18 protein-coding genes are annotated in these 18674 nt (G+C 64.4%); all 18 read right to left on the reverse strand.

Translation table 11 applies throughout. The features are described 5' to 3' along the window. Position 1: 1 nt before the first annotated feature. The 18 genes from HHL26_RS14800 to HHL26_RS14885 all read right to left on the reverse strand — a co-directional run bounded on the left by HHL26_RS14800 (position 2) and on the right by HHL26_RS14885 (position 18647). On the reverse strand, positions 2–949 hold the full coding sequence (locus HHL26_RS14800) for a cell division protein FtsQ/DivIB (protein ID WP_066559379.1): 948 nt from the start codon (positions 947–949) through the stop codon (positions 2–4). Next, a complete protein-coding gene (locus tag HHL26_RS14805) occupies positions 942–1901 on the reverse strand; it encodes a D-alanine--D-alanine ligase (protein ID WP_066559381.1) in 960 nt (319 codons plus the stop codon). Before HHL26_RS14805 ends, HHL26_RS14800 begins: the two co-directional genes overlap by 8 nt. Continuing rightward, on the reverse strand, positions 1898–2839 hold the full coding sequence (murB, locus tag HHL26_RS14810) for a UDP-N-acetylmuramate dehydrogenase (protein WP_082748644.1): 942 nt from the start codon (positions 2837–2839) through the stop codon (positions 1898–1900). The genes HHL26_RS14805 and murB overlap by 4 nt, the downstream gene beginning before the upstream one ends. Beyond that, positions 2836–3033, reverse strand: a complete 198-nt coding sequence (locus tag HHL26_RS14815) for a hypothetical protein (RefSeq protein WP_066561907.1) — start codon at positions 3031–3033, stop codon at positions 2836–2838. Before HHL26_RS14815 ends, murB begins: the two co-directional genes overlap by 4 nt. Next, positions 3033–4454, reverse strand: coding sequence for a UDP-N-acetylmuramate--L-alanine ligase (murC, locus tag HHL26_RS14820; RefSeq protein ID WP_066559383.1), 1422 nt, complete (start codon positions 4452–4454; stop codon positions 3033–3035). Before murC ends, HHL26_RS14815 begins: the two co-directional genes overlap by 1 nt. After that, positions 4451–5617 (reverse strand): undecaprenyldiphospho-muramoylpentapeptide beta-N-acetylglucosaminyltransferase, encoded by a 1167-nt coding sequence (gene murG / locus HHL26_RS14825; protein ID WP_066559386.1) that lies wholly within the window; start codon positions 5615–5617, stop codon positions 4451–4453. Before murG ends, murC begins: the two co-directional genes overlap by 4 nt. After that, positions 5614–6816 (reverse strand): FtsW/RodA/SpoVE family cell cycle protein, encoded by a 1203-nt coding sequence (locus HHL26_RS14830; RefSeq protein ID WP_066559387.1) that lies wholly within the window; start codon positions 6814–6816, stop codon positions 5614–5616. Before HHL26_RS14830 ends, murG begins: the two co-directional genes overlap by 4 nt. A 13-nt stretch (positions 6817–6829) precedes the next feature. After that, complete coding sequence (murD, locus tag HHL26_RS14835) at positions 6830–8152, reverse strand: UDP-N-acetylmuramoyl-L-alanine--D-glutamate ligase (RefSeq protein ID WP_066559390.1); 1323 nt, start codon at positions 8150–8152, stop codon at positions 6830–6832. Positions 8153–8157: 5 nt separating this feature from the next. Then, positions 8158–9231, reverse strand: a complete 1074-nt coding sequence (gene mraY / locus HHL26_RS14840) for a phospho-N-acetylmuramoyl-pentapeptide-transferase (protein ID WP_066559393.1) — start codon at positions 9229–9231, stop codon at positions 8158–8160. Continuing rightward, the gene (gene murF / locus HHL26_RS14845) at positions 9231–10607 is read right to left on the reverse strand and encodes a UDP-N-acetylmuramoyl-tripeptide--D-alanyl-D-alanine ligase (RefSeq protein ID WP_066561910.1); all 1377 of its coding nucleotides are present in this window, start codon (positions 10605–10607) and stop codon (positions 9231–9233) included. The genes mraY and murF overlap by 1 nt, the downstream gene beginning before the upstream one ends. Continuing rightward, positions 10604–12046 (reverse strand): UDP-N-acetylmuramoyl-L-alanyl-D-glutamate--2,6-diaminopimelate ligase, encoded by a 1443-nt coding sequence (locus HHL26_RS14850; protein WP_066559395.1) that lies wholly within the window; start codon positions 12044–12046, stop codon positions 10604–10606. Before HHL26_RS14850 ends, murF begins: the two co-directional genes overlap by 4 nt. 1 nt (position 12047) lies before the next feature. Continuing rightward, positions 12048–13748 (reverse strand): penicillin-binding protein 2, encoded by a 1701-nt coding sequence (locus HHL26_RS14855; protein ID WP_066559398.1) that lies wholly within the window; start codon positions 13746–13748, stop codon positions 12048–12050. 1 nt (position 13749) lies between these two features. Then, positions 13750–14400, reverse strand: a complete 651-nt coding sequence (locus tag HHL26_RS14860; protein WP_066559400.1) for a colicin transporter — start codon at positions 14398–14400, stop codon at positions 13750–13752. After that, positions 14397–15350, reverse strand: a complete 954-nt coding sequence (gene rsmH, locus HHL26_RS14865; protein ID WP_066559402.1) for a 16S rRNA (cytosine(1402)-N(4))-methyltransferase RsmH — start codon at positions 15348–15350, stop codon at positions 14397–14399. Before rsmH ends, HHL26_RS14860 begins: the two co-directional genes overlap by 4 nt. Further along, on the reverse strand, positions 15347–15844 hold the full coding sequence (locus HHL26_RS14870) for a division/cell wall cluster transcriptional repressor MraZ (RefSeq protein ID WP_066559403.1): 498 nt from the start codon (positions 15842–15844) through the stop codon (positions 15347–15349). Before HHL26_RS14870 ends, rsmH begins: the two co-directional genes overlap by 4 nt. A gap of 185 nt (positions 15845–16029) precedes the next feature. Further along, positions 16030–17295 carry a Gldg family protein gene (locus tag HHL26_RS14875; protein ID WP_237229822.1) on the reverse strand — a complete coding sequence of 422 codons (1266 nt, stop codon included), beginning with the start codon at positions 17293–17295 and terminating at the stop codon, positions 16030–16032. Positions 17296–17303: 8 nt separating this feature from the next. Next, positions 17304–17609, reverse strand: a complete 306-nt coding sequence (locus HHL26_RS14880; protein WP_044660141.1) for a hypothetical protein — start codon at positions 17607–17609, stop codon at positions 17304–17306. 42 nt (positions 17610–17651) lie between these two features. Then, entirely contained in the window at positions 17652–18647 is a 996-nt protein-coding gene (locus tag HHL26_RS14885) for a cysteine synthase A (protein ID WP_066561911.1), read from the reverse strand. Positions 18648–18674: the final 27 nt, after the last annotated feature.

Consider the following 18674-nt stretch of genomic DNA (forward strand, 5'->3'; position numbering starts at 1 on the left):
GTCAGCCTTCCTCGCCCTTGGCGGGCGCGTCCGCGCTTGCCGCAGGCTTTTCGCTGGACGTGCCGGTGCCCTGGCCCTGCGGCAGGCGCAGCACGAAGCGGTCGGGATCGCGCATGTCGAACTTGACGATGCCCCGGCCCAGCAGCCGGTTCACGCCATCCATCCGCGCGAAATTGACGAGCGCCGTGGCCGACGGCTTGTCGCCTTCGGGCAGGGATAGCGTCTCACCCGACTGAAAGCGCAAATCCCAGCGCCGGTCCCCGACCCAGGTGGCGCCAGCCAGCATGGGCTTCAGCGCAGGCGCATTTTCCATCAACTTGTTGAGGCCCGCCGTCTGGAGATTGGCATTGGGGCCGACCACCAGCGGCAAATCGGGCATCGCGCCCGCGGACACCGATTGCAGCACCACGCCCTGCACGTCGATCAGATGGAGTTGGCCGTCATGCTGCCAAACCGCCACCGGATCGCGCTCGACGATATCGACCACCAGCGTATCGGGCAGGCGGCGGGAAATGCGCGCATCCTTGACCCAGCCAAGCTTCAGCATGTCGTCCCGCACCTTGGGCAGATCGAGCGACAGCATGGAGCGGCTCACCTGTCCCAGCGCGATATTGTAGATGGGCAGTTCGTCCATCCGCTCGACGCCGCGCACTTCGACCTTCTCGACCTCGAAACCCGCATTGGCGGCGAGTTCGGAGGCCTTCTGCCCGGCCATGGCGGGAAGACCCATCAGCATGGCTATGCCGACCAAGCCCGCTAGCACAATGCTAACGATGGCCCAGCTCGCCATGCGTTGGAGCGTTTCCTCGCTGAAAGGGAGCAGGTCGAGCAGGCTGTCGACCCAGTTCCGGCGCTTGACCGAGCGGCCCCTCCCTCCGCTGCGGCCGCGCGCGCCGGTCGCGCGCGTCAGCCGCGCCGTCCCGCCACGCCGGATGCGTGCTTCAGCCATGATCTGCCCCCTTTGCGCGCTGCTTCCCCTTCAACGCGTCCTCGACAATACGCTCCACCAGCTCGGCATAGTCAATGCCCAGCTTCGCCGCCTGTTCGGGAACAAGGCTTAAGGGCGTCATTCCCGGCTGGGTGTTCACTTCGAGCAGGAACAGCCCCTCGATCCCCTGATTGTCGTCCCAGCGGAAATCGGAGCGCGACGCGCCCTTGCAGCCCAGCAGTTGATGGGCGCGCAGAGCGATCGCCTTGCAGGCTTCCGCGATCTCGTTGGGAATCTCCGCCGGGCAGACATGCTCGGTCATGCCGTCGGTATATTTGGCGTCGAAATCGTAGAAGCCGCTTTTCGGGCGCAGTTCCGTCACCAGCAACGCCTCATCGCCCAGCACGGCGGTCGTCAGTTCCCGGCCGCGAATATAGGGTTCGGCCAGCAGCTCATCGAAATGCAGCCACGGCCCCTCGACATCCCGGCCGATGGGCGAGCCGTAATTGCCGTCCTGCGTCACGATGGCGACGCCGACCGAGCTGCCCTCATTGACCGGCTTCACCACATAGGGGCGCGGCAGCGGATCGGCTTCGAACAGGCTTTCGCTGCTCACGATATGGCCGCCGGGCATGGGGATGCCATGGGGCACCAGCGCCTGCTTGGTAAGTTGCTTGTCGATGGCGATGACCGATGTGGCGAGGCCCGAATGGGTGTAGGTGAGGCCCATCAGATCCATCATGCCCTGCACCGTGCCATCCTCGCCAGGGACGCCGTGGAGGGCGTTGAACACGACATCGGGCCTCGTTTCGGAGAGGCGCAGGGCCACGTCGCGGCCCATGTCGATGCGCGTGACCTTATGGCCGCGCGATTCCAGCGCCTTGGCGACGCCCTCGCCGCTCGACAGCGAAACAGGCCGCTCGGCGGACCAGCCACCCATCAGGACGGCGACATGCCAAGGGCCACGGCTCACTTGCTTACTCCCACAAGATTTTCCCGATTGGCATCGTCGGCCAACAGGCCGACACGCTGTATTTCCCATTCCAGTTCAATGCCGCTCTTTTCCCTGACGCGGCGGCGGACTTCCTCGCCCAAGGCCTCGATGTCCGCGCTGGTCGCGTCACCAAGGTTGAGGAGGAAATTGGTGTGCTTTTCCGAAACCTGCGCGCCACCCAGTTGCAGACCACGGCAACCGGCTTCATCCACCAGCGCCCAGGCCTTGTGACCTTCGGGGTTCTTGAAGGTCGAGCCGCCGGTCTTGCTACGGAGCGGCTGGCTTTCCTCACGGGCGGCAGCGATGCGGTCCATTTCCGCCTGGATTGCAGCAGGTTCGCCCGGAACGCCCCGGAAAACAGCGCTCACGACAACCGCGCCTTCGGGCAAAGTGCTGTGACGGTAGGTGTAACCCAGCGCGTCGAGCGGCAGCGTGACCACCTCGCCGGAACGCAACACGACTTCGCATTCCACGAGAATATCGCAGGTTTCGCGGCCATAGGCGCCGCCATTCATCCGCACGAAACCGCCGACCGTGCCGGGGATCGAGCGCAGAAACTCCAGCCCCGATATGCCTGCATCGCGCGCGGTCGAGGAAACGAGAATACCCGAAGCCCCTCCCCCGCAGCTCAGGGTCGTCGCGTCGATCTGCTCGACCTTGGCGAAGGGCTTGCCGAGGCGCACGACCACACCTGGAACGCCGCCATCGCGGACGATCAGGTTGGAGCCGAGGCCCAACGCCATCACCGGGATCGCCGGGTCCAAATCACGCAGAAAATCCGAGAGATCCTCCACATCCTTCGGCTCGAACAGCCATTGCGCAAGACCCCCCGTCTTGAACCAGACGAGGGGGCCAAGCGGCGCATCAGGCTTGAGCGAACCGCGAACCGAGGGAAGAGCCGTCGCCGCCAACCTCAATCGCGTATCCCCCAGAGCCGCATCCAGCCCTTCATCGCCTTCATGCCCGCTTCGCCCGCCTGGGTCGCGGCATGCCCGGCCTCGACATTGCGCTGCGCCGTATCGACCATTTCGCGGGCGACTTCGATGCCTTGCATCTGAATGTCGATTATCCGCTTCTGCATTTCCAGGCCGACATTGAACAGTTCGAACATCAGGCGGCCTCTTTCGCTGCAACGGCAGCAGCAAGCCCCGCCGCCCATTTTGTGATGTCCCCCGCGCCGAGACAGATGATCATGTCGTCCGCCTGAACATCAGCGGCGATCACGCGGGCAAGCTCATCGGCTCCTTCGACGATCGAAGCGCGATGATGCCCCCGGCGCTTCAAACCCGCGACCAGTTCGGCACTGTCCACGCCCTCGATCGGCTGCTCGCCCGCCGGATAAACCGGGGCGGCATAGACGATGTCGGCGTCGTTGAAGGCTTGTTGGAACTCGTCCATCAGGTCGCGCAGACGGGTGAAGCGGTGCGGCTGGACCACGGCGATGACGCGGCCTTTAGCCCCTTCACGGGCGGCAGCCAGTACCGCCTTGATCTCGACCGGATGGTGGCCATAATCGTCGATGACCGTGGCCGTGCCGCCGTCGACGGCGATTTCCCCGACCTTGGTGAAGCGCCGCTTCACCCCGCCGAATTTGGCGAAGCCGGTCTGGATCGTGGTGTCGTTGATCCCCATTTGCAGCGCCACGCCGATCGCCGCCATGGCGTTCAGCACATTGTGGCGGCCGGGCATCGGCATTTCGATCCCTTCGATGCGGCGGGTCGAGCCGTCCCGCTCGCGGATCTGCACATCGAAGCGGTTGCCGCCGGGGATAGGCTGGACATTCTCGCCGCGAATATCGGCCTGCGCCGAGAAGCCGTAAGTAACGATGCGCCGGTCCTGCACGCGGGGCAGGATCGCCTGCACTTCCGGATGATCGAGGCACAGCATCGCCGCGCCATAGAAAGGCACATTCTCGACGAATTCGACAAAGGCGTCCTTCACCTTGTCGAAGCTACCATAATGGTCGAGATGCTCGGGATCGATATTGGTCACGACCGCCAGCGTGCCGTCGAGCCGCAGGAAGCTGCCGTCGCTCTCATCGGCTTCGACCACCATCCAGTCGCTCTTGCCGAGACGGGCGTTGGAGCCATAGCTGTTGATGATGCCGCCATTGATGACGGTCGGGTCCACCCCGCCCGCGTCCAGCAGCGCCGCGACCATGGAGGTGGTCGTCGTCTTGCCATGCGTGCCCGCAATCGCGACCGTGGATTTGAGCCGCATCAGTTCCGCCAGCATTTCCGCGCGGCGGATGACGGGGACACGCTTTTCCAGCGCCAGATCGACTTCCGGATTGCCTTTCTTGATCGCGGTGGAGGTCACGACCACGGCGGCATCGCCCAGATTTTCGGCCTTGTGGCCGATCATCACATCGATGCCCTTCTTGCGCAGCCCCTCGACCACATAGCCTTCGGCGACGTCAGACCCCTGAACCTTGTAACCCAGATTATGCATCACCTCAGCGATGCCGGACATGCCGATGCCGCCAATGCCGATGAAATGGATCGTGCCGATGTCGGTGCCGACACCCTTCATGCGGGAACTCCCTGGAGATTAAGGCTGGTCGGCGTAGGGCCGACACGCAGCGGGTCATTGACGATGGGCGCGGGGCCGATGCTTTCCAGCAGGTCGGCCATGTCACGCGCGGCATTGGGGCGGCCGCAGGCGCGAGCGCGCTTCGCGGCATTCTGTAGGGCGCCGGGTTCCAGCGCCATCTTCTGCATCTGCTTGGCGAGTTCGACCGCCGTGAAGCGCGCCTGCGGGATGGTGCGCGCACCGCCCGCCTCGGTCATTTCTCGGGCATTGGCGGTCTGGTGATCGTCCATGGCGCTCGGCAGCGGGATCAGGATCGCCGGACGGCCCGCGCAGGTCAATTCCGCCAGCGTCGAAGCGCCCGCGCGCGCGATCACCAGATGCGACCAGCCCAGTTTCTCCGGCACATCGTTGAAATAGGTCGCGAGATCCGCAGGGATTTCGAGATCGGCGTAGAGCTTGCGCACACGTTCGATATCCTCGGCGCGGCATTGCTGGGTGACTTGCAGACGGCGGCGGAGGCTCAAAGGCAACATGCCCAGGCCATCGGGCACCACGCTGGAAAGGATCGTCGCCCCCTGGCTGCCGCCGATCACCAGTACGCGGAAGACGCTTTCGTCGGTCAGCGCCGGAAATTCCTCCTCGCGCAGATGCTTCACTTCCTCGCGCACCGGATTGCCGATCAGGTGGACCTTCCCGGCATATTTGTCCTTGAGCCGTCCGACCTCCGGATAAGCGGTCGCGATGGCATCGACCCGTCCGGCCAGATAGCGGTTCACCCGGCCCAACACCGCATTCTGTTCATGGATGGCGGTCGGGATACCGTCGGCCAGCGCGCCGAGCAGCGCAGGCATGGCCGGATAGCCCCCAAAACCCACCACAGCAGTTGGACGGAAGGTTTCGTTGAGCCGTCGCGCCATCGCCCGGCCCGCGAGGATCGCATTCAAGGCGCCCGGCCAGCTTTTGGGATTCTTGGTCATCCGCCCTGCGGGCATGACATGGACCTGCGCCTTATCGAAAATGCCGGGAATCTTCGCGCCGCGCTCATCGGTCACCAGAGCGACATGATGGCCGCGCAGCATCAGCTCTTCCGCGACGGCATGCGCCGGAATCATATGACCACCCGTCCCGCCTGCGGCGAGGACGAAGTGACGGGAAATGCTCATCGACCACTCCATTTGACGACCGTGTGCCGACCCATGAAGGGGTTGCGCCGCGTGAACGCGAGCAACAGGCCGACGCCGATACAAAGCGCCAGCATAGAGGAGCCACCGTAGCTGATAAAGGGCAGCGTCATGCCCTTGGACGGAAATATCTGGGCATTGACGCCCATGTTGATGATCGCCTGTAAGCCAAACTGGGTGGTGAGGCCTGCTGCTGCGAGGATGGTGAAATTATCATCCTCATCCAGCATCCGCAGGAAAACGCGCACGACGATGGCCAGATAGACGCAGGCGATGCCGATGCAGGCGAGCAGGCCGAACTCTTCCCCGATCACGGAGAAGATATAGTCGGTATGCGCTTCGGGCAGGCGAAATTTATTCTGCCCGCCGCCAGGTCCGACGCCCAGAAAGCCGCCATGGGTGATGGTGCGGAAAGCCAGTTCGGTCTGGTCCGGCCCGGTATCCTGCGCCACGCCGATGCCGAGAAAGTCGTTGATGCGCTGGCGGCCATTCTCATAGAATATGTACATTAATACCAAGCCACCCAGCCCGCCGCCCGCCAAACCGCCAATGGCGCGCATCGACACGCCCGACAGCAGCAGCAGCCCGCCCCAGCAGGCGAGGAAGATCACCGTCTGACCAAAGTCCGGTTGCCGCATCAGTACCACCGCGATCATCGCGGTGGTCACGAAGGTCAACTGGATCACCGGCAGCGTCATATCCTTGCCGCGCAGCGACAACAGCCAGGCCATCGTCACCACATAGACGGGCTTCAGAAACTCGGACGGCTGGAAACGAAAGCCCGGCAGGTCGATCCAGCGCTTCGCCCCGTTCACCGTGGACCCGAGCACCGGCACCAACAATAATGCCAGCGCAAAGACGATGCACAGGCAGAAAGCCAGCCGCCGCGCCTGTGTCCGGGGCAGCATGGAGATCACCAGCATGATCGGCAGGCCGATGAACACCCACATCAGCTGGCGGTAGAAATAGATGAGAGGCGTCACGGAAACCGTGCTCGTGGACCGGTCGATCGCCGCCACGGGCGAAGCCGCCGCCACCGCCACCAGCCCGATCGCCATCAGTGCGACGATCAGCGACAGCAGCACACGGTCGATTTCCCAGAACCAGATGGCCAGCGCCGTGCGCTCACGCGGGACGGTACGGTTCCTGAACTCCCTGACCAGTTCACCAGCTCTGGACATGCCTCTTGCCCCTCTATTCCAGTGCCGCGACGGCGGCGGCGAAGGCATCGCCCCTCGCCTCGAAATCGCGGAACTGGTCGAAACTCGCGCAGGCGGGCGACAGCAGCACCACATCCCCCGGCTGGGCCACCCTCGCCGCGCGGCGAACGGCGGCGGATAGCATTTCCGAGTCATCCACCGCCATAGAGCCACGCAACAACTCAGCGAACATAGGCCCCGCTTCACCGATGGTGTAGGCCTGTGCCACATTGTCGAAATAGGGTGCGCACTCGTCCAGATTGTCGGTCTTGGCGAGGCCACCGACGATCCAGTGCAGCCGTTTGCGGCCCTCGACCGGCGGATAGGCCGCCAGAGCGGGCGCGGTCGAGGCTGCGTTGGTCGCCTTGCTGTCGTTGACGTAGAGGACGCCGTTCAGTTCCCGCACCCGCTGCATCCGGTGCGGGAGCGAGGCGTAGCTGGCAAGGGCGGCTTTGATCGTAGCAGGATCAATACCGAGCGCCGCAGCCGTTACCATCGCGACTGCGGCATTCTGCGCATTATGCGGCCCTTGCAGCGAGGGCCAGCCACGCTGTTCCACAGGATCAACCAACCCGGACGACACCTCGACCACATCTTCTCCACCGCCACGGGCCTGGCAGACCTGGGCGAGGATGGAACGGCTCGGTTCATCTTCGGCCGCAATGATGGCGCGGTGCCCCGCCGACTGCATTTCAAACAGACGCGCCTTGGACGCTACATAGCCTTCAAAGCCATTATAGCGGTCCAGATGGTCCGGCGTGATGTTGAGCAGCACCGCCACATCGCAATCGAGGCTCTGCGTCAGGTCGATCTGATAGCTCGACAGCTCCAGCACATAGACGCCGCCCTCCGGCAGTGGATCCTGCCCGAGAATGGGAAGGCCGATATTGCCGCCCATGCGCGTCGGGATGCCCGCCGTCTCGATGATATGATGGACCAGCGCGGTGGTGGTCGACTTGCCGTTGGTGCCGGTGATCCCGACCACGCGATGCTTGGGCAGCGCCGGGCGGGCCAGCGCGAACAGCTCTATGTCGCCGATGATCGGTACGCCCGCCAATTTGGCGTGCATGGCGATGGGATGCTTGTTGAGCGGCACGCCGGGCGAAACGACCACGCCGTCAAAGCCCTTGAGGTCGATCTCAGCCGGATCGGCCAGTTCCGCCTTGTCCGCGACAGCCGCGCGGGCTTCGTCGCGGCTATCCCAGGCGACGACCTGCGCCCCGCTTTCCGCCAGGCATTCGACTGTGGCGAGGCCGGAACGGGCCAGACCCAGCACCGCATATTTCTTGCCCGCAAAGACGTCGGATACGATCCCCATGGCGCTCACCGGAGCTTCAGAGTGGCGAGGCCGGCCAGGGCCAGCACGAAGGAAATGATCCAGAAACGGATCACGACGGTCGGTTCGGCCCAGCCTAGCTGTTCGAAATGATGGTGGATCGGCGCCATCTTGAACACGCGCTTGCCGGTCCGCTTGTAGAAGAAGACCTGGATGATGACGGACATGGCCTCGACCACGAACAGCCCGCCGATCACGCCCAGCACGATTTCATGATGCGCGGTGACGGCGATCACGCCAATGGTGCCACCGAGCGCAAGACTGCCCGTATCGCCCATGAACACGGCCGCAGGCGGTGCGTTGAACCAGAGGAAGGCCAGGCCCGCCCCGATGATTGCCCCGCAAAGAATGGTGAGGTTGCCCGCGCCGGGCACATGCGGAATGCCCAGATAGCCCGCAAAGTCCGCGCGGCCGACCAGATAGACGATCGCCATGAAGGCCATGCAGGCGATGATCACCGGCATGGTGGCGAGGCCATCAAGACCGTCAGTCAGGTTCACCGCATTGCCGAAAGCCACGATCACGAACGCTGCGAACAGGAAGTAAAACGGCCCCAACTCGATCGCCGGGCCATTGTAGAAAGGCACATAAAGCGCGGTATTGCCATGCTGGCTGACAATCAGCCATGCCGCAAAACCCGCGATCAGAAACTCGAAGGCCAGACGCATCTTGCCCGAAAGCCCCTTGTGGCTGGCCTTCGTCACCTTGTCATAATCGTCGAGGAAGCCGATGGCGCCAAAGCCCAAAGTCACGAACAGGCAGGCCCATACGTAAATGGACGACAGGTCCATCCACAGCAGCACCGACGATACCACCGACGTCAGGATCATCAGCCCGCCCATGGTCGGCGTGCCGCGCTTGGCAAGGTGGGTCTGCGGGCCGTCGTCGCGGATCGGCTGCCCCTTGCCCTGCCGCACCCGCAGCCAGCCGATGAAGCGCGGCCCGATCACCAACCCGATGATCAACGCCGTCGCAATCGCGGCGCCAGCGCGGAAGCTGAGATAACGGATGAGGTTGAACACACCCGCGAAATCCATGGTCTGGGCAAGCCAGTAGAGCATCAGTTCGTCTTTTCCTTGAGCGCGGCGACGAGCCTCGACAAGCCAATGCCGTTCGAGCCTTTCACCAGAATCGCGTCACCCGCGCGCATTTCCCTTTGAATAAGATCAGTTGCATTCGCCGTGTCCGACACATGATCAAAAGCGATCACGCCGCCGAGCGCATCCGCCAAAGATTGCATTTCCTCGCCAACGAGGATGGCATAATCCACCTGTCCCGCCGTCAGCGGTTCGACCAGCCCGGCGTGCAGCTCCCGGCTCCGGTCGCCCAGCTCGCGCATGCCGCCCAGCACGGCGACGCGGCGCCTGGCCTGCTCCCGGCCCAACTGCTTGAGCGTCGCCGCCATGCTCAGCGGATTGGCGTTGTAGCTTTCATCGATCAGCAGCGCCTCGCCGCCCTCAACCGGCACAATGCGCCGCTCGCCCCGGCCCGGCAGCCCCGGCATCTCCGCCAGAGCCAGCCCCGCCGCCGCCAGGTCGCCGCCCAGCGCCTCGACCGCCGCCAGCACGGCCAGCGCATTGGACACCCAATGCTCGCCTGGCGCGCCCACGGTGAAGCATAGTTCCACGCCGGGCAGCGTCGCCGTGACCAGCGTGCCGCCGCCCGCCGCCGGCACCATTTCGCGGGCGCGGACATCGGCCTCCGGATCAAAGCCGAAGGTCAGGATGCGCGCGGCATGCCGCTCCGCCTTGGCATAAAGGGTGGCGACATGGGGGCTGTCATAGGGGATGACCGCCGTGCCGCCCGGTTCCAGCCCTTCGAAAATTTCGGCCTTGGCCTCCGCGATCTTCTCCTCGGTGCCGAAAAATTCGATATGGGCGGGCGCGATGGCGGTGACGATGGCGACATGCGGTCGCACCTGCTGCGTCAGCGCAGCCAGTTCGCCCGCATGGTTCATGCCCATTTCGAACACGCCGAAGGCCGAGTCCCGCGCCATGCGCGCCAGGCTGAGGGGCACGCCGACATGATTATTATAGCTTTTGACCGAACGATGCACTTTGCCGGGGCAGATCCGGTCGAGCGCATGGAACAGCGCTTCCTTGGTGCCGGTCTTCCCAACCGATCCAGTGACGCCGACCACCTTGCCCTGCATCCGGGCGCGCGAGGCCCGGCCCAAAGCCACCAGCGCCGCCGCGCTGTCGGGCACCAGCACATGCGGCTGGGCGATCGGTTCGCTGACGATGGCGCCCGCCGCGCCCTGCCCGAAGGCTTTTTCCACGAAACGATGGCCGTCCGTCGTTTCGCCCTTCATCGCGACGAACAGGTCGCCGCCCGTCACTTCGCGGCTGTCGAACGCCATGCCAGAAACGGCGAAGGGCGCCGAAGCGACGCCCCCTGTGGCCTGCACAATCTCTTCGGAGGTCCACAATGCGCTCATCCAGCGCATTCCCGCGCCACGGTCACATCGTCAAAGGGCAACACACGGTCCCCGATAATCTGCCCCTGCTCATGCCCCTTGCCCGCAAGCAGCACGATATCATCCGCGCCCGCCTGCGCAATGGCGGCGGCAATGGCGGCGCGGCGCCCACCAATCTCCTCTGCCCCCGGCGCGCCTGCCATCACGGCGGCGCGGATCGAGGAAGGTTCCTCCGAACGCGGATTGTCGTCGGTCACGATCACATGGTCGGCCAGTTCCGCCGCGACCTTGCCCATTTGCGGCCGCTTGCCTGCATCGCGGTCTCCGCCCGCGCCGAACAGCGCGATCAAGCGCCCACGCGTATGCGGACGCAGCGCCTCGATCGCCGCGCGCAGGCCATCGGGCGTATGCGCATAATCGACATAGACCGGCGCGCCCGCTCTGGTGATGACGGCCCGTTCCAGCCGCCCGCGCACCGGCTGCACCCGGCCGAGCAGTTCCAGCACCTTGGCCACATCTTCGCCGCCCGCGATCACCAGCCCGGCGGCGGTCAGCGCATTGGCGGCCTGATAGGCGCCGATCAGCGGCAAATTCACTTTATAGAGTTTGCCCTCGACCTCGACTTCCAGCGCCTGGCCCAACTGGGTCGGGGTGCGGTTGGCAAGGCGAAAGCCAAGCCCCTGCACCCCGACGCTCAGCACACGAAGCCCCCGCTTCGTAGCCCGCTGGATGACCTTGTCCGACCACTCGTCATCGGCCCAGACGACCGCCGTGCCATCGGGCGCGACCACCTCGTCGAACAGCCGCATCTTGGCCTCGAAATAGCTGTCCATGTCGCCATGATAATCGAGATGATCGCGCGACAGGTTGGTGAAGGCGCCGACCGACACCGGCAGCCCTTCGGTGCGATATTGAGCAAGGCCATGGCTCGACGCCTCGAACGCGGCGTGGGTGACGCCCTCGCGCTTCAGGCCGGACATGTTGGAGAGGAAGGTCACGATGTCCGGCGTGGTCAGCCCTGTGGACACCTGATCGACCGAGGTGGTGACGCCCAAAGTGCCAATGGAGGCCGAATGATGCCCCAGCATCCGCCACAATTGCCGCGCCAGTTCCACCGTGGAGGTCTTGCCGTTGGTCCCTGTGACGGCAACCGTGACATCCGGGAAAGGCGCGAAATAGCGCGCGGCCAACTGCGCGAACAGGCGGCGCGGATTGTCATGGGCGATATGGATCGCGCCATCGACCTTGGCCTCGGGCCGGGCAACGACCGCCACGGCTCCTGCGCGAACGGCGGCGGGAATATAATCCTCGCCATTCACGCGCGCGCCCTGGAAGGCCCCGAACACCGTGCCCGGCGCGACCTTCCGATTATCGATCGCAAAGCCCGACACCGGCACATCTAGCGATGCCTTGGTGTCGGGCTTTGCATCCAGCCCCTCGATGAGCGACCCGAGGCGCATCCTATTCTTTCTCCTTGTCGCCGTGCAGCAACGGCATGAGGTCGGAAATATCGACGTCGCGGCGCTCGTCGGGCAGCACGCCCAGCATCGGCCCGGTGCGCTCGACCACCCGCTTCACCACCGGCGCGGCGGTCCAGGCCGCCGTGCGCAGGCCATATTGACCCGTCGCCTCGTCCATGGTGACGAGGACCACATAGCGCGGATTGTCCATCGGGAAGGCAGAAGCGAAAGTCGTCACCAGCGAAGTCTTGTTATACCGGCCTTCTTGGGGTTTTTCGGCCGAACCAGTCTTGCCGCCCACCCGGTATCCCTTGGCGTCGGCGCTGCGACCTGTACCCGCCGCGACGATCATGCGCAACAGTTGCCGCATGCGCGCGCTGGTGGCGGCGGAGAAGACCCGGCGGCCCTCCGGCACCTCTTCGGCCTTCAATTTGCGCAACGTAGCGGGCCGCCACAGCCCGCCATTGACCAGCGCCGCATAAGCCGAAGCGAGATGCAAAGGCGTTACGGCGATGCCATGGCCATAGGAAACGGTCAGCGTGGTGATGCGCCCCCAATTGGCCGGCCAGAGCGTCCCGGCGCGTTCGTTGAGTTCGATCGGCGCACGATCGTTGAAGTGCAACTCGCGGAAAATATGCTGCAAAGGCTCCGCGCCCATCTGGTCGGCGATGCGCGCCGTGCCGATATTGGAGCTGTGCACGAGGATTTCCGGCACGTTGATCCAGCGGCCAAGCGGATGGTCGTCCTTGATCCGGAAACCGGCGATGGCAAGTGGGGCTGTCGCGTCATAGGTCCTGGACATGGAGGTCACGATCCCCCGGTCCATCGCCGCGGCGATCGACAGCGGCTTGAACGCCGAACCCAGCTCATAGCGCGCCTGCACCATATGGTTGCAGAGCGGCGATTCGCTGCACGACTTGCCCGCGTAATTTTGCAGCTTGTTGGGGTCGAAGACCGGGATTGACGCCATGGCGATCACTTCGCCGCTATTGGCATCCAGGATCACCCCGCTTGCGCCCTTGGCGCGGGTCTGCACCAATTGCGCGTAAAGCTCGCTCTCCAGCGCGCCCTGGACCCGGCTATCGATGGACATGGCGAAGGGCTGCCCACGCAGCGCAGGATCGGTCAGGCGGTCGTTGAACGCGGCCTCGACGCCCATGCCGCCCTTGCCATCCGCATTGGGCGCAAAGCCAAGCACATGCGCCGCCAAGGTGCGCTGCGGATAGAGCCGTTCCTTTTCACGCGGAAATTCGATGCCGATCTCGCCCAGCGCATTCACCGCCGCCACTTCCTCGGGCAGCGCGCGGCGGCGCAGATAGGCCCAGCCTTTGCCGGTCAGCTTCTTGTGGAAGGCCGATTCCGGTTCATCGGGGAAAATCTCATGCAGCTTGCGCGCAAGATCGGATGGATCGCTGATCAGCTTGGAAGGCCGCACCGCTATGGAATAAGCGTCCATGGTCCGCGCCAGCGGCACCCCGTTGCGGTCCACAATGTCGGCCCGAGCAGGCAGTCCCGACATCACGTCGCCGCCCCGTCCGCCACCCGAAAAAATGCCGACCCAGGTCAGCCTCAGGACCACCACGCCTGTAACAACCAAGAACAGGATCAGCAGCAGCATCAGCCGGTTGTGCGCGATCGCCGTCAGGTCGACCCGCTGCTTGCCCGCTCTGGCTCCGCCTGGCTGGACGATGATCGTCGCCATTTCAGCGATCCCCCTTGCGACGCTCGCGCTTGGCCTGCGCCGTCAGATCGCCCATGGTGCTGTCGTCCAGCAGCTTCGCGTCCAGCATCGCCATCCGCTCGGCGCGGCGAGCGACGGGATTGGGCTTCGAACTGTCGGCGTCATCCTTTGCCTTTTCCTTGGCGGTCTTAACCACGGGCTTGGCAATCTTGTCGACATTGTCGGCGGCATGGGCTTCGCGAATCACGGCGATGTCGCTGCGGATCTGCGTCGCGGCAGGGCTCGCCGGGGCGGCCTGGGGCGCGGAGGGCAGGTCGGCGGGCGTCTGCACCATCGCCACCATCACCGGCGGCGCGACATAGTCCGGCCCATTGGGCTGCACGCCGTCCAGATGCGCCAGAGCGCGCTCGCCCGCCAGATATTGCTGGGCGGTCGGCGTCGCATACATGAAATCATCCTGATTCCAGCGTTCAAGCTGGCGCATGTTCGCGCGCGCGCTGAACTCGGTCTCCAGATAGCGGATATCGGCCTTCGCCCGCGCGATCTGCACCCGCACCTTCATCAGCTCGTTGCGCTCGGTCGCAACCTTCAGCGACACCATATAAGCCCCCAGCGCACCTAACGCGACGAGCAAGATCCAGATCAGGCTCTGCAATCTCTTGACCGCGATCATGAGCGGGGACTCCGGGTGGCAACAGGGGCGGAAGTGCGAATGGCGCTGCGCAGGGTGGCGGATCGGGCTCGGGGATTGCGGGCCAGCTCCGCTTCTCCGGGCCGCACCGCCTTGGCAGGCTTTTCGAAAGTGGGCGCGGGACCGAGCTTCTTCTGAGGCAAATGGCGCGATCCACCTGCTTCGCCACCACTGCGATTGCGCAGGAACTGCTTGACGATGCGGTCCTCAAGGCTGTGGAAGGTCACGACCGCCAACCGCCCGCCTTCCTCCAATATCGCCTCGGCCGCCTCCAACCCGCGCTCCAGCTCCTCCAGTTCGCGATTCACATGGATGCGGATCGCCTGGAAGGTCCGGGTGGCCGGGTCTTTCTTGTCATGCGGCTTGTGGCCGAGCGCCCGGCGCACGACGCTCGCCAACTGGCCGGTACGCTCCAACGGACGCGCCTCGACAATCGCCTTCGCCACGCGGCGCGAGCGCGGCTCCTCGCCATAGCGATACAGGACATCGGCAATTTCCTGCTCGGGGGCATTGTTGAGGAAATCGGCGGCGCTCATGCCGCTCTGGCTCATGGTCATGTCCAGCGGCCCGTCACCCTGGAAGGAAAAACCCCGCTCCGGCCGGTCCAATTGCATGGAGGACACGCCAATATCCAGCGTCACGCCCGCCACCGAGGGCACGCCCCGCTGCGCCAGCAGTTCCTCCATCCGCGAAAACTCACCGGCGATCAGGGTAATGCCCTTCTCGTCGGCCAGCGCCTGTCCTTCCCGAATCGCATCGGGATCGCGGTCGAAGGCGAAGACCTTCGCGCCCTTGCCCACCATGGCGCTGGAATAGCCGCCCGCGCCGAATGTGCCGTCGACATGGACCTCGCCGGGGTTGATGGCGAGAGCGTCGAGCACTTCGTCGATGAGCACCGGAATGTGACGATCGGGGTCGACGGGAGCGCTCACTTGCCGCCTCCCGCTTCGCGCTGGTCCAGCCAGCGGCGCACCTTGTTGCGGATCAGTTCCGGCCGGTCCTTGCTGCCGACCAGCGTTTCGGGCTTCCAGATCTGGATGTAGCGGCCCACACCATAGAAGAAGACTGCGTCAGTGATGCCATATTCCTCTTTGATATCGGGGTACATGGCGAAGCGGCCGCCTTCGTCGAAATTCACCTCCTCGATCGTGCCGAGGCGGCGTTCCAGCTCCAGATCGGCATCATAGTCGCGGCCGGCCGCGCGCGCTTCGCGGGCCAATTCCTCGACTTCGGTGAACAGATGACGGCGATGCGACTCACCAAAGGCCGTGGCGCAGGGGTTGCCACCATGGACCGAGAGAAAAAGCCGCGTTTCGTTGCCGCTGGAGAGCTTGACCTGCCGGCGCATCTCCAGGGGCAGCACGAAACGGCCCTTGCCGTCCGCGACGCTGAACGCGTTGCCCGTATAGAGAATGACTTCCGACACTTTTGGACCGCTGCCCCTCTGTTCCCAGGGCGCAGGCTGTCGCCAACCGGATCGCCACGATGACGAACCGGCTCACAGGACTAGCAAAGCCTGACAAACCCCTATGGCTTTCAAATACCAAGCCACGGGGTTCAAGAAAAGGGATATTTTGGGAGAATCCGGGAAATCCTGTTTTGTTCTGGTATTTAGTCCCCAATTTCTGGTTTCGGGACGATGACATGTTGTCGAGAGCGGTCAAAATGCGCCCGATTCCGCCGCCGGAACAGCACCGCGCCCAAGGCTGCCCAGAAAATCCCGGCCAGAGCTGCCCAGCGGACGGCGTTGACCAGCGCCTGGCCCGACCTGACCCAGCGGCGACCGGCAGGAAGCTCGCCACCCAAGGCCTGTGCGACAAATTGCGGCGTATCGGCGGTCCACTGACCGGGGTCCAACGGCGCGGCCGGATCGGCCAGCCAGAGGCGGTCGTCGATCAGGTCGGCATCGGCCACGATGGTCGCCACCCCCTTTCCCACCCCGCAGTGCGCCACCAGCCCACGTCCCCCGATGCGGCAATCCGGCCCGGCATCATCGAAACCCGAGGCCGCATAGACGGTCAGCATCCGCCCATCGCCCAGAAAACGGCGTTCCTCGCCCGCTCCAGCGGCAGGCGGCATCAGCTTCACGCCCCAATATTCGATCATCGCGGAGAGCGGGGTAACGGCAGGCGGCCGGCGCCGGTCACCCAATGGCAAGTCCATCGGCCAGCGCAATTGCGGATCGGCCAGGATCAGCGCTTTGCCGCCCCGCCTGATCCACGCATTGAGCGCCACCAGTTCATCCATCGAAAAGGCGCGCGGTTGGGCAAGCAGCAGCGCCTTGGTCCGGCTCTTTTCCAACGCGAATGGGCTGTCGACGGGCGTGACCGTGAAGCGCTGGCGCAACAGGGCGATGATGGGCGCGTCAGCCTTGGCCGCCAGCCCCTTCTCGCCGTCTCTCCAGAAAAGCGGCAAGCCACTGATGACCGCCAATTCCGGCCGCCGTTGTAAAGGTTCAACGCGAGGCTCTCTGGCAAGCCAACATATCGCCAAAGCCAGCAGAGCCAGCCCTAGCCCCACCAACTGCCGTGCTCCTGCAACGGCAGGAGCACGAAACCTTTCAAATTGAAGCCCCGCCAAGGTTGCCAGTGCCACCACGCCGAGCAACCACGCCACCGGCACCAACCCCGGCACATGCCAACTCGCCAAAAACGCGCAAGATAGCACCGCCCCCGGCGTTCCCAGCCCGACCCACCAGGCCGCCCCCTCACCCCGCCGCGCTTTTAAAAAAGCAGCCGCCGGGGTCAACAACAGCGCAGGCAGCATCCAGCCACGCGGATCGACCTGCCCCGTCCGCAGCAACGCCGGAAGCCCGCCGAGCAGCACCAGCACCCCCGGCAAAGCCAGCATCGCCCAAGTTCGGAGCAGAAATTTCAAGCTGTTAGTCAGCGCGAAGCCGGTGGAATCTCACGATCCATGGGTTTCTTCAGATTGGGGTCCGGCTGCAAATCCGGCACGATCGGCGCCTGCTCCGGCGCGGGCTGCACGCCCAGTTCCGCCAGCGGCTCCTTGGGCGACACGGCATTGACGTCCAGCGTGGGCACGGTGGGCGGCGGTACGGTCGGATCGTCAATCCGCGCCTTATCGATCACGATATTCGCCAGACCCACGAGCAACACCACGCCCGCCAGCCCGGTGAGGCCGATCTGGACACGCTGCAACCCTTCCTGTTGGCGGGGTGTTTCAGCCATGAAGCGCTCTTTTTCTTTTACCGTCGAGACCCGTATCAACGGTCAACGAGTGTGCGCGAGCCAGGGGAAGACAGTCAAGCCCTTCGATTCCAGCCATTCGCGATTATAGAGCGTTGAAAGATAACGGAATCCCGTATCGCACAGGATGGTGACGATCCGCTTGCCCGGCCCGAGCTGCTTCGCCAGCGCCACCGCGCCCGCGACATTGATGCCCGAGGACAGCCCCAGACATAGCCCTTCCTCGGCCAACAAGCGCCGCACCCAGAGCAGCCCTTCTTCATCGGAAATGCGGAACTGCGTATCGATCGGCGCGCCTTCCAGATTGGCGGTGATCCGGCCCTGACCAATGCCCTCGGCCACCGAATTGCCCTCCGCCTTCAACTCGCCATGGGCGTAATAATTGTAGAGTGCCGCACCATGCGGATCGCTCAAGGCGATGGTGATATTCTCGTCATGCGCCTTCAGGCCCAGCCCGACGCCCGCAATCGTCCCGCCCGTGCCCGCCGCGCAAGTGAAGCCGTCGACCTGCCCATCCATCTGGGTCCAGATCTCCTCGGCCGTGCCGATGATATGCGCCTTGCGGTTGGCGATATTGTCGAACTGGTTCGCCCAGATCGCCCCTTCGGTTTCCTCGGCCATACGGCGAGAGGTGTGCACAAAATGGCCGGGGTTGGAATAGGGCGCCGCCGGCACCGTCACCAGCTCGGCGCCCAGAGCGCGCAGCGTGTCCATCTTCTCGCGGCTCTGCGTCTCGGGCATGACGATGATCGTCTTATACCCCTTGGCATTGGCCACCAGCGCAAGGCCGATGCCGGTATTGCCCGCCGTGCCCTCCACGATCGTGCCGCCAGGCTTCAACAGCCCCTTTTCCTCGGCATCGTTGACGATGAACAGCGCGGCGCGATCCTTCACCGAAGCGCCGGGGTTGGCGAATTCGCACTTGGCGAAAATGTCGCAGCCCGTCTCTTCCGAAGGGCCGGTGAGGCGCACCAACGGCGTGTTGCCAATCAGGGCAAGGCTATCATTCTGAACCAGCATGGTCTCCGCATAGCGGACCAGATACGC

Source organism: Sphingobium sp. TB-6 (assembly GCF_012927365.1).
Classification (GTDB): domain Bacteria; phylum Pseudomonadota; class Alphaproteobacteria; order Sphingomonadales; family Sphingomonadaceae; genus Sphingobium.

What these genes read in the sequence shown, in the direction of transcription:
- HHL26_RS14800 (WP_066559379.1), bottom strand. Translation starts at nt 949, where the DNA reads ATGGCTGAAGCACGCATCCGGCGTGGCGGGACGGCGCGGCTGACGCGC.
- HHL26_RS14815 (WP_066561907.1), bottom strand. Translation starts at nt 3,033, where the DNA reads ATGTTCGAACTGTTCAATGTCGGCCTGGAAATGCAGAAGCGGATAATC.
- murC (WP_066559383.1), bottom strand. Translation starts at nt 4,454, where the DNA reads ATGAAGGGTGTCGGCACCGACATCGGCACGATCCATTTCATCGGCATT.
- murG (WP_066559386.1), bottom strand. Translation starts at nt 5,617, where the DNA reads ATGAGCATTTCCCGTCACTTCGTCCTCGCCGCAGGCGGGACGGGTGGT.
- HHL26_RS14830 (WP_066559387.1), bottom strand. Translation starts at nt 6,816, where the DNA reads ATGTCCAGAGCTGGTGAACTGGTCAGGGAGTTCAGGAACCGTACCGTC.
- murD (WP_066559390.1), bottom strand. Translation starts at nt 8,152, where the DNA reads ATGGGGATCGTATCCGACGTCTTTGCGGGCAAGAAATATGCGGTGCTG.
- mraY (WP_066559393.1), bottom strand. Translation starts at nt 9,231, where the DNA reads ATGCTCTACTGGCTTGCCCAGACCATGGATTTCGCGGGTGTGTTCAAC.
- murF (WP_066561910.1), bottom strand. Translation starts at nt 10,607, where the DNA reads ATGAGCGCATTGTGGACCTCCGAAGAGATTGTGCAGGCCACAGGGGGC.
- HHL26_RS14850 (WP_066559395.1), bottom strand. Translation starts at nt 12,046, where the DNA reads ATGCGCCTCGGGTCGCTCATCGAGGGGCTGGATGCAAAGCCCGACACC.
- HHL26_RS14855 (WP_066559398.1), bottom strand. Translation starts at nt 13,748, where the DNA reads ATGGCGACGATCATCGTCCAGCCAGGCGGAGCCAGAGCGGGCAAGCAG.
- HHL26_RS14860 (WP_066559400.1), bottom strand. Translation starts at nt 14,400, where the DNA reads ATGATCGCGGTCAAGAGATTGCAGAGCCTGATCTGGATCTTGCTCGTC.
- HHL26_RS14880 (WP_044660141.1), bottom strand. Translation starts at nt 17,609, where the DNA reads ATGGCTGAAACACCCCGCCAACAGGAAGGGTTGCAGCGTGTCCAGATC.
- HHL26_RS14885 (WP_066561911.1), bottom strand. Translation starts at nt 18,647, where the DNA reads ATGCTGGTTCAGAATGATAGCCTTGCCCTGATTGGCAACACGCCGTTG.